This window comes from Pigmentiphaga sp., from assembly GCF_019689535.1.
In the GTDB taxonomy this organism is placed as follows: domain Bacteria; phylum Pseudomonadota; class Gammaproteobacteria; order Burkholderiales; family Burkholderiaceae_B; genus Pigmentiphaga.
In genome coordinates this window covers 1-10,556 of record NZ_JADGHH010000119.1, presented here as the reverse complement: position 1 = coordinate 10,556, position 10,556 = coordinate 1, and the positions used below count along the sequence as shown (strand labels likewise).

Sequence of the window (10,556 nt, the reverse complement as noted above, 5' to 3'; positions counted from 1 at the left end):
CCGCCCGCCCCTGTTTTTTAAACCCCCCCGGGCGGGCCCCCCCCGCCCCCCCCCCCCGGGGGCCCCCACGGCCGCGCGAGGCACCGCTTAGTATCACGATGGCGTCGCTCATGTGGATCCCCGGGCGTCGCTAGACGCCTTGTTTCAGACTCGCCTCGATGAAAGCGTCAAGATCGCCGTCCAGCACCTTCTGGGTGTTGGAGATTTCAACGTTGGTGCGCAAGTCTTTGATACGGCTCTGGTCCAGCACGTAGGAGCGGATTTGGTGGCCCCAGCCCACGTCCGTCTTGGAGTCCTCGAGCTTTTGCTGCTCGGCCATGCGCTTGCGCATTTCCAGCTCGAACAGCTTGGACTTGAGCATCTGCATCGCTTCGGCGCGGTTGCGATGCTGCGAGCGGTCGTTCTGGCATTGCACGACGATTCCGGTCGGGATGTGGGTGATCCGCACCGCCGAGTCCGTCTTGTTGATGTGCTGGCCACCGGCTCCCGACGCGCGGAAGGTGTCGATGCGCAGGTCGGCCGGGTTGACCTCGACCTCGAACGAATCGTCCACCTCGGGGTAAACGAATACGCTCGCGAAGGAAGTGTGGCGGCCACCGGAGGAATCGAACGGGCTCTTGCGCACCAAGCGGTGCACGCCGGTTTCGGTGCGCAGGTAGCCGAACGCGTACTCGCCCTCGATCTTGATGGTGGCGGACTTGATGCCGGCCACTTCGCCTTCGGACTCTTCCAGCACTTCGGCCTTGAAGCCTTTGCGTTCCGCGTACTTGAGGTATTGGCGAAGCAGCATGGAGGCCCAATCCTGCGCCTCGGTCCCGCCCGCGCCGGCCTGGATGTCCAGGAAGCAGTTGAGCGGGTCGGCCGGATTGGAGAACATGCGGCGGAACTCCAGGCCGTTCACCTGCTCTTCGATGCGTTGGGCATCGGCGATGATGGATTCGAGCGTGGCGTCGTCATTGTCGGCGGCGGCCATCTCGAACAGTTCCGACGCATCGCGCAGGCTCGACTCGATTTCGTTGATGGTCAGGACGACGCCCTCGAGTGCCTTTTTCTCGCGCCCGAGCTCCTGGGCATGCTTGGGGTCGTTCCAGACGTCGGGGCTTTCTAGTTCCGCGTTGACGACTTGCAGGCGTTGATCTTTGGCGTCGTAGTCAAAGATACCTCCGTAAGGCCTGCGTCCTCTCGGAAAGATCCTTGAGTTGCGCTTCGAGTTGGTTGAGGCGTTCTGCTTCCATGCTGAATCCCGGTGATTTTTCGCGTAACCCGAAATTTTAGCCTAGTAATGCCGCGCGGCCCGGCTCCGCACGACGGTCAGGCAGCGGCGCCAACCGCGTGCTCGACCACCAGCTGCACGGAGACCATGCCGTTCCAGGAGTTCAGGGTGAGGCGGTAGGCCAGGTCCACCGCCGGAGGCAGGGCGTCTGCGTGACCGAACCAAATGGCGTCGAAGCGCTGGTGACCGCGCTCCAGCGCCAGCTTGAGATGTTTCTCGCCTACCAGGCGCTGGTTGCGCACGATGAACGAGTCCACGAAGACCGGTGCGGGAAAGCCCGCCCCCCATACCTGCTGTTCCAGCAGGGCGGCGACCTCCGCATTGGCGTACTCGGTTTCGAGGGAACCGTCGGTTTCGAGTTCCGGTTCGAACCGTGTCCGGCCGGTCAGCTCGCGCACGGCGGCATCGAACGCCGGCACGAAAGCGGGGAAGTCCCCTTCATGCAGGGTGAGCCCGGCGGCCATGGCGTGGCCGCCGAATTTGCGGATGAGGGAGGGGTAACGTTTCGAGACCAAGTCCAGCGCGTCGCGCAAATGCACGTCGGGCACCGACCGGCCCGAGCCGCGTAGCTCGCCGTTGCCTGCGGGCGCAAAAGCGAGGGTGGGGCACCAGAAGCGGTCCTTCAGCCGGGACGCTACCAAGCCGACGACGCCTTGGTGCCACGAGGGGTCGAATACACACAAGCTGGCCTGCGAAGCTGCGGGAACCACGTCGAGGGATGCCAAGGCCTGCTCGCGCATGCCGGCCTCGATCTCGCGCCGCTCGCGGTTCATGGCATCGAGCTCGCGCGCCAGCTTGAGGGCTTCCTCTTCGTCGTCGGTAGTCAGGCAGCGTATGCCTAGGCTCATGTCCGCCAGGCGCCCGGCAGCGTTGATGCGCGGACCCAGCGCAAAGCCAAGGTCGAAGGTGCTCGCTTCGCGAGGGTTGCGCCCCGCGACCGCGAATAGGGCACGCACGCCAGGCTGCATCCGACCCGCCCGTATGCGCTTGAGCCCTTGGGCCACCAGGAGGCGGTTGTTGGCGTCGAGACGGACCACATCGGCCACGGTGCCGAGCGCGACGAGATCCGTGAGCGCATCGAGGCGCGGGCCGTTCTCGGGCCCGAACGCACCACGTTGCCTGAGCTCGGCGCGCAGGGCAAGCAGCAAATAGAAGATGACGCCCACGCCCGCCAAGTGTTTGGACGGAAAGCCGCAGCCGGGCTGGTTGGGGTTGACGATGGCCAGGGCCTCGGGCAGGGCTTGGCCGGGGAGGTGGTGGTCGGTGATGATCACCTCGATGCCCACGCTGCGCGCGGCAGCCACGCCGTCGATGCTGGCTATGCCGTTATCCACCGTAATCAGGATGTCGGGCTTGCCGGCAGGGTGGGAGCAAGCTAGCTCGACGACGGCGGGCGACAGGCCGTAGCCGGTCTCGAACCGGTTGGGAACGAGAAAGTCGACCCGGGCTCCCATGGCGCGCAGCCCGCGCAAGCCCACGGCGCAGGCCGTGGCGCCGTCGCAATCGTAGTCAGCCACGATCAGCAACCGTTTGCGCGCGGCGATGGCGTCGGCCAGCAGCGCCGCCGCCCGCCCGGCATGCGTCAGCAAGGTCGGGGCGAGCATGGCGGACCAGTCCGGCGCGGTTTCCGTCGGCGCGCTTACGCCGCGGGATGCCCAGAGCCGGGCCAACAGGGGATGGATGCCAGCCCGTTCCAGCCGCCGCAAGGCGTCCAGGTCGGGCCGGCGGGTCAGGATTCTCGGGGCAGCCACCAGCTTTTCCAATCGTGTCGATGTGACGGCAGCCAACGCAGCAGCGCCGGCCGCCGGTCCAGGTCCAGCGTTACCAGCCGGGTGCGGCCGGGCAGCACCAGCGTCAGGCGCTGCAGGGCCCCGCTGCGGAGCATGCGCGCCGTGGGGTCGAACCAGTCCCGCTCCAGGCGCGCGGCGGCATCGAGCCAGGCGCGCCAGTCGTCGTTGCGCTCGGGCGCGGCGAAATCGGACAGCTCGGCCAGCGCCCCGGGCTGTGGCGCTTCCGCGCGGCGCCAAGGCAGTCCGGCGCGTTGCGCCAGGGCGCGCACCCACGCCTGGCCCCCCATTAGTAGGTCGGGACGTCCGTCCGGCCAAGTGGGCTGCCATGGCCGGGAGCCGCCGTGCAGCCACAACGTGTTGACTGGCGGCAGTCCGCGGGCCTCGCGGGCTTGGTTCACCGGCGACTCATGCCAGGCCATCTGGATTTCATTGGCGAGCTTGCGCCAGGGTCGGGTCTCGATCGTCCTCGGCCACCAGGCGTCGAGGGGCGAGCCGGCGACGGCGTCCGGCGTGCCGCTGTGCTGGGCGCCGCCCGCCGGCAGCTCAAGCCGCCAACGTCGTTCGTCGAGCATGGCGGCGCGGGCACCGTGGGCCTCGAGTGCGGGCTGGGCGGCCGCCAGCAGCGCCCGGCCTTCTTCCGGCGTCGTGTCGAGGTGCGCCGGGTCGGTCAGGACGGGCCCGTCGCGGCCAACCTGGACGTAAGCGAGCTCGGCAAGCCAGACGGGTTCGTCCGCCGGGGCATCTTCGGCCAGCAGCGCGGCGAGCCCGGCGCCGAACTTGCCATCGCGAGGCTCGTGGCCGGCCCGCCGCAGCCACCAGTATTCGAGCGCGGTGCAGCCGTGCTCGAAAGGGTCGAATTCTTCTTCGGACGGTCGCGCGGCCGATAGCCAGGCACTGAGGGTGGGCGCCGATCCGGCCAGCTGCGGTGCCAGTTCTGGCGCGATGCGAGCTTCGGTCAGCAAGCCGGGGAGCAGCAGGGTCAGCGTAGCGGTTTTTGCAGTCACGGCTCGGCCAAGGGTTGGAAGGCGCCCTTGCGGGCGGGATGACGGCCGGTATTGTAGGGGTTGGCGCGCAACGCATGGCGGGCCCCGCCATCTGCCATAATACGCGCGTGCTCAAAATACCCTACGAACTCTGGATAGGCTGGCGCTATACGCGCGCCGGCCGCGGGCGGCGTCGAGATCGCTTCATTTCCTTCATTGCCGCCAGTTCGATGGCCGGCATAGGCTTGGGCGTGGCCGCGCTGATCATCGTGCTTTCCGTCATGAACGGCTTCCAGAAAGAAGTGCGGGACCGCATGCTGTCAGTGCTGCCCCACATCGAAATCTTTCCGGTGAGCGGGGAACGCGGCGCGGCGTTGGCCAACTGGCAAGAGCTCACCGCGCTCGCCAAGAAGAACGACGAAGTCCTGGCAGGTGCCCCCTATGTGGCGGCGCAGGCGATGATCGCCCGCGACCAGATGCTGCGTGGCGTGCAAGTGCGCGGCATCGACCCACACTCCGAGCGCGAGGTCTCGGACGCGGCACGGCAGATGGTGGCAGGCTCGCTCGACGCTTTGCAGTCTGGCGCCTACGGCGCGGTGTTGGGCCGCGCGCTGGCGCAATCCCTGGGCGTAGGCCTGGGCGACCCCATCCTCATGCTGGCGCCCCAAGGGTCCGTGACGCCCGCCGGCTTTACGCCTCGCATGCGCCAGTTCACGGTGGTTGGCATGTTCGAGGCCGGCCATTACGAATACGACTCCAGCCTCGTGTTCCTGAACGTGGACGATGCCGCGCGGCTGTTCCGCGACAGTGGCATCGGCGGGGTGCGGCTGCGCATCGCCGACATGCAAAAGGCGCCGCAGGTTGCGCGCGAGCTGGGGAAGACGCTGCCGCCGAACCTCGCGGCCGCCGACTGGTCGCGCAACAACCGCACCTGGTTTGCCGCGGTGCAGACGGAAAAACGCATGATGTTCCTCATCCTGACGCTGATCATCGCGGTGGCGGCCTTTAATCTGCTGTCTTCGCTGGTCATGGCGGTGAATGACAAACAGGCCGATATCGCGATCTTGCGCACCCTGGGAACGACGCCCGGCGAGATCGCGCGCATTTTCGTAGTGCAAGGCGCGCTGATCGGGGTCATCGGCACGCTGCTCGGCGTGGCGGGCGGCGCCCTGGTGGCGTACAACATCGATTTCATCGTGCCCGCCATCGAGCGGGCGCTCGACATCGAATTCCTGCCGCGCGACATTTATCTCATTACCGAGCTGCCCTCCGATCCCCGTTTGTCTGACATCCTTTCCATCGGGGTGACGTCGCTGGTGTTGTCGTTCCTGGCCACGCTGTATCCCAGCTGGCGCGCTTCGCGCCTGCAACCGGCGGAGGTGCTGCGCCATGACTGAGCCACGCGTGGTGCTGGAAGGGCGGGGAATCTCCAAGACCTACGTCGAGGGCGAGGCCCAGGTGACCGTGCTGCGTGGCGTGGACCTGACAGTTCGCCAGGGGGAAATGGTGGCCTTGGTGGGCGCGTCGGGGTCCGGCAAGAGCACGCTGCTGCACGTCCTGGGATTGCTCGACCACCCTACGTCGGGCGAAGTCTTGCTCGACGGGCAGGCCGTGGCCGGCTTCAACGAAAAACAGCGCAGCCTGGCGCGCAACCGCAGCCTGGGGTTCGTCTATCAGTTCCACCACCTGCTGCCCGAGTTTTCGGCCTTGGACAACGTCGCCATGCCTCTCGTCGTGCGCCGGATGGACCGTGCCCAGGCGCGCAAGGCGGCGGCGGAAATGCTCGAGCAGGTGGGTTTGGCCGCCCGCGCCTCGCATCATCCCGGGCAACTTTCGGGCGGCGAGCGCCAGCGCGTTGCACTGGCGCGCGCTTTGGTGACGCGCCCGCTATGCGTGCTCGCCGATGAACCCACGGGCAATCTCGATCGCCACACCGCGCGCGAAGTCTTCGGCTTGCTCAAGCGCTTGAACGAGCAGCTCGACATGGCGTTCGTCATCGTCACCCACGACGCCGAGCTCGCTGCCTTGGCAGACCGCCAGTTACGCATGGCTGACGGCGTGTTGGCCGGCTGACTGGCCGTCCATGCGCCGGGGATACCGGTGCGTTCGGTTTGGGCGGTAAAGTGCGCTTATGCTGATCGACACCCATTGCCATCTCGATGCCGCGGAGTTCGATGCGGATCGCCGGGAGGTCGCACGCCAGGCCCGGGAGGCGGGCGTGCGGGCCATCGTCATTCCGGCCGTTGCACGGGAGAACTTCGAGGCGGTGCGCGAACTTGCACACGAAATCGACGGCGCCTATGCGCTGGGGATACACCCCATGTATGTGCAGCATGCGCAGGAGGGCGACCTCGACCGCTTGCGCGAGGCCGTGATGCGCGCGTTCGATGATCCGCGCTTTGTCGCCGTCGGCGAAATCGGATTGGATTTCTTCGTGGCGGAGATCGCCAGCGGCCTCGAGCGGGAGCGGCAGGAGCATTTCTATCAAGTGCAGCTCAAGCTTGCCGCCGAGTTCGGTTTGCCGGTGTTGCTGCACGTGCGCCGTTCGCAGGATGTGTTGCTGAAGTATCTGCGCCGCATCGACGTGCCAGGCGGCATCGCCCACGCGTTCAACGGCAGCCGCCAGCAGGCCGACTTGTTCGTGCAGCGTGGTTTCGCCCTGGGCATGGGGGGCGAAATGACGTACGAACGATCGCGCAACATCCGGCGCCTCGCCGGCGAGATGGAATTGTCCGCCTTGGTGCTCGAAACCGACGCGCCGGACATCCCGCCGGCATGGCTGCCCCGCGACGATAGGCGCAACGCCCCCGCCGAACTGCCTCGCATGGCGCAGGTGCTGGCCGGGCTGCGGGGCGTGTCCGTCGACGCCATCGCCGCGGCGACCACCGCCAACGCCTGCCGCGTGCTGCCGCGCCTGGGGGCGCTGCTCGGGGCCGGTTGAGCCGACCGTGCCAGGTCGCCTAGGTCGCTAAGGTCCTAGCGCGAGCTGTTCCTCCACCTTCGCCCGCCTACCATTGCTGCCTTGGGCCAGGGAGGGGGCATGTTCCGCATCGCGTTGGTGGCGTTCGTGGCAGGCACCGCGAGTACGCACGTCTTGCCTTCGGTGCCGCCCGCGTGGGCCGCGGCGGTCGGCGGCGTCGCGTCATGCGCGGCTTGTGCCGGTTGGCTGCGATGGGCGCGGGGTGCCCGGCGCGCCGGGCACTGCTTGCTCGCCTTGGCGGTGGCGGGATGGGTTGCCGGGGCGGCCCTGGCGCTGGTTCGCATTGACCTTCGCCTGCAGGATTGCCTTGCGCCCGAACTCGAAAACGTGCCGCTGAGGCTGGACTTCCTGGTAACCGGCCTGGCGACCGGCACGGCCCGCGGGCAGCGCTTCGATGCGCGAGTATTGCGGGCGCCCCCCGGCGTGCCCGAGCGCGTGCAATTAGCCTGGCATGGCGCGCCGGCCCAAGTCGTGCCCGGGCAGGTCTGGCGGGCAGCGGCCGTGCTCAAGCAACCTCACGGCAACCTCAATCCTCACGGTTTCGACTATGAAGCGTACTTGTTCGAGCATGGCTTCCGCGCCACGGGAACCCTGCGCGGGCAGCCGCGCTTACTGGAAGATAGCCCCGCCGCGGATTTTGGGGTGCTCGTACAGCGCATGCGGCATGCGAGCCGGGAGGCGTTGCGGGGTGCGCTGGGCAGCCTGCGCTATGGTCCGGTGCTGGTCGCGCTTGCCATCGGCGACCAGGCGGGGGTGGACCGGCACGATTGGGACACCTTCGGCCGCACCGGCATCACGCATCTCGTCTCGATCAGCGGATTGCACGTGACCATGCTCGCCGCGCTGGCCGGTGGGCTGGTATTGCAGACCTGGAAGTCCTGCCGCTGGCGCGGGGTGCGGCTGGCCGAGCGCATGCCCGCGCAGGTGACGGCCGCCGCGGCCGCGCTGCTTGTCGCCTGGTTCTATTGTCTGCTGGCGGGATGGGGCGTACCGGCCCGGCGGACCTTCTTCATGCTGGCGACGGTGGCGATCGCCGCCGTCTTGCGTTTGCCGCTATCCGGATCCCGCGTGTTGTCCGTCGCCGCGGCGCTCGTATGTGCGCTCGATCCGTGGGCGCCGCTCGCCCCTGGGTTTTGGTTGTCCTTCGGCGCGGTGGCCTTGCTGGTGGTGGCGGGCAGTGGGCGCTGGCGGCGTCGGCGCGAAGGGGCGGCGCGGCCCGCATGGCGTAAGCGGCTACCGGAGGTCGTGCGCGAAGGCGCCCGGGCGCAGGCGGTGCTCACGATAGGGATGCTTCCTGCGCTTGCCCTGTTATTCCACCAGATATCGCTGGTATCGCCGCTGGCCAATGCCCTCGCCATTCCCGTCGTCAGCGCCGTGGTGACGCCGCTTGCGCTCGGGGCGCTGGCTCTGTGCATGGTGCCCGGGCTCGAAGGCGCCGGAACGCTGTTGGCTGAGGTGGCTCACTTTGCGTTCGCATGGTTGATGGAGGCGGTGCAGTGGCTGGGTGAGGCGTCCTTCGCCACGCATGCGGTGGCGGCGCCGCCGTGGTCGCTCGCCGCGCTGGCGATTGCCGGGGCCCTGTGGACCCTCCAGCCGCGCGGGCTGCCAGGGCGCGGGCTGGCTTTGGCGCTGCTCCTGCCCATGCTGCTTTACCGGCCGGCGCGGCCGGAGGTCGGTGGCTGGCGCCTTACCCTGCTCGATGTCGGGCAGGGAAGCGCCATCGTGATTGAAACCCATGGCGCGACGCTACTCTTCGATACCGGCCCCCGCTATGGTGATTCGGCCGATGCCGGGTCGCGGGTCATCGTCCCGTACCTGCGTGCCCGCGGCGTGCGCAAGTTGGACCACCTCATCGTGTCGCATGCGGACGACGACCATGCTGGTGGCCTGGCTTCGATCCAGGACGTGCTTCCGGTGACGCGGCTGCATGCGTCGTACGAGCTCGCCCCGGCGGCGCGCAAGGGGGCAGAGTTTTCGCGCTGCGCGGCCGGGCAGCAATGGACGCTGGACGGCGTGGAGTTTTCTTTCCTTCATCCGCAGGCCTTGCCCGACCGCGTCCCCGCGCGCGAACGCAATGCGCACAGTTGCGTCCTGCGGGTGCGCGGCGCGCACCATACGGCGCTACTGACGGGCGATATCGCCGCGGCCCAAGAGGCCGTGCTGGCGGGCCGCGCAGATCTTGCCGCCGACGTGGTCTCGGCGCCGCACCACGGGTCGCGGAACTCATCGAGCCGTGCACTGGTCGCCGCGGCCGGCGCAGCGCACGTGGTGGCGCAGGCGGGGTACCTGAACCGCTACCGGCATCCGCATCCGCTGGCGATACGGCGCTGGGAGTCGTCGGGAGCGGTGTTTCACCGTACCGACGTCCACGGCGCGGTCGTATTCGTCTCTGCGGCCTCGGGGCTGCGTGCGATGCGAGAGCGGGAGCGCCGGGCACGGTATTGGCATGCGAGGCCCCCTTGAAGTGCGCGGCTGCGCGCCGCGGCCCGGAGACATCTCTCGTTACAATCCCGCTTTCGGTTTTTCCCCGAGGGTCCTGTTCCATGAAACGAGGCAATGTGCCCGATGCGGGCGAGCCACGCCTGAAGTACGTCACCTGTCTGAGTCCGGCTGGGCTGCATCGCATGGCGTATTGGGAATGGGGCGATCCCGAGAATGATCGGGTCCTGGTCTGCGCGCATGGGCTGACGCGCAACGGGCGAGATTTCGACGTACTTGCGCGGCGCATGGCCGATCGTTACCGCGTCGTATGCCCCGACGTGGTCGGCCGGGGGCAGTCGGACTGGCTGAGCAATTCCGCGTATTACACGATCCCGCAATACGTGGCCGACATGATGCCGCTGCTGGCCCGCGTGCAAGCGGAAACCCTGCACTGGTTCGGCACCTCGATGGGCGGGCTGATAGGCATGGCCTTGGCCGGGCTCCACGCTTCGCCCATCGACAAACTCGTGCTCAACGACGTCGGCCCCCACCTCGAGCCCCAGGCGTTAGCGCGCATCGGTCAATACGTGGGCAAGGCACCGGCGTTCGCCAGCTTCGACGAGGCCAAGGCATACGTTCGGACGGTGTCCGCCTCATTCGGCGATCATACCGACGAACAGTGGGACGCCCTGACGCGCCACGTGGTCCGCCAGCCCGACGAGCCGGGCGGCCGCTGGGTGATGCACTACGATCCCGCCATTGCCGAAGCGTTTGCGGCCATGGATCCCGCGGCGGCGATCACGGCCGAAGCGGCGCTATGGCAGGCCTACGCCAATATCGAATGTCCGATTCTCATCGTCCGGGGCGAACAGTCCGACCTGCTTTCCGTCGACACGGTCCAGCAAATGTTGGAACGCAATTCCCATGCGCGGCGCGTCGAGATCCCGGGCGTGGGCCATGCGCCGACGTTCATGACCGACGCACAGGTCGAGATTGCGGAACGTTTTCTCTTGACATCCTCCCCGGCCTGAAGGCCGGAGATTCCTACGGCGCTCAGGAGCGGCATTGAGCCGCCCCTGAGTCGCTTCGGTGGGTTCCTGCTGCTGGCG

Annotated in this window: 8 protein-coding genes; 5 read left to right on the top strand and 3 right to left on the bottom strand. The window is 67.7% G+C overall.

The features are described 5' to 3' along the window. Positions 1 to 130: 130 nt before the first annotated feature. The 3 genes from prfB to IRZ12_RS11360 form a co-directional block, all read right to left on the bottom strand. Positions 131 to 1,235, bottom strand: a protein-coding gene (gene prfB, locus IRZ12_RS11370) for a peptide chain release factor 2 (protein WP_296468451.1) whose coding sequence is annotated in 2 segments (ribosomal slippage) — positions 131 to 1,153 and positions 1,155 to 1,235 — 1,104 coding nt in all. Because the reading frame shifts where the segments join, the coding sequence is not laid out codon by codon here. A 76-nt stretch (positions 1,236 to 1,311) separates the two neighbouring features. Next, positions 1,312 to 3,024: a single-stranded-DNA-specific exonuclease RecJ gene (recJ, locus tag IRZ12_RS11365; protein ID WP_296468449.1), complete on the bottom strand. Its 1,713-nt coding sequence runs from the start codon at positions 3,022 to 3,024 to the stop codon at positions 1,312 to 1,314. Further along, a complete protein-coding gene (locus IRZ12_RS11360) occupies positions 3,003 to 4,067 on the bottom strand; it encodes a hypothetical protein (protein ID WP_296468447.1) in 1,065 nt (354 codons plus the stop codon). Before IRZ12_RS11360 ends, recJ begins: the two co-directional genes overlap by 22 nt. 107 nt (positions 4,068 to 4,174) lie before the next feature. Here IRZ12_RS11360 and IRZ12_RS11355 point away from each other — a divergent pair, with 107 nt between their 5' ends. From IRZ12_RS11355 to IRZ12_RS11335, 5 genes are all read left to right on the top strand, one after another. Continuing rightward, a complete protein-coding gene (locus IRZ12_RS11355; protein ID WP_296468446.1) occupies positions 4,175 to 5,443 on the top strand; it encodes a lipoprotein-releasing ABC transporter permease subunit in 1,269 nt (422 codons plus the stop codon). Then, on the top strand, positions 5,436 to 6,119 hold the full coding sequence (locus tag IRZ12_RS11350; protein WP_296468444.1) for an ABC transporter ATP-binding protein: 684 nt from the start codon (positions 5,436 to 5,438) through the stop codon (positions 6,117 to 6,119). The genes IRZ12_RS11355 and IRZ12_RS11350 overlap by 8 nt, the downstream gene beginning before the upstream one ends. 58 nt (positions 6,120 to 6,177) lie before the next feature. Further along, a complete protein-coding gene (locus IRZ12_RS11345) occupies positions 6,178 to 6,987 on the top strand; it encodes a TatD family hydrolase (protein WP_296468442.1) in 810 nt (269 codons plus the stop codon). Between the two features lie 99 nt (positions 6,988 to 7,086). After that, a complete protein-coding gene (locus tag IRZ12_RS11340) occupies positions 7,087 to 9,489 on the top strand; it encodes a DNA internalization-related competence protein ComEC/Rec2 (protein WP_296468440.1) in 2,403 nt (800 codons plus the stop codon). Positions 9,490 to 9,569: 80 nt separating this feature from the next. Continuing rightward, the gene (locus IRZ12_RS11335) at positions 9,570 to 10,478 is read left to right on the top strand and encodes an alpha/beta hydrolase (protein ID WP_296468438.1); all 909 of its coding nucleotides are present in this window, start codon (positions 9,570 to 9,572) and stop codon (positions 10,476 to 10,478) included. Positions 10,479 to 10,556 lie beyond the last annotated feature (78 nt).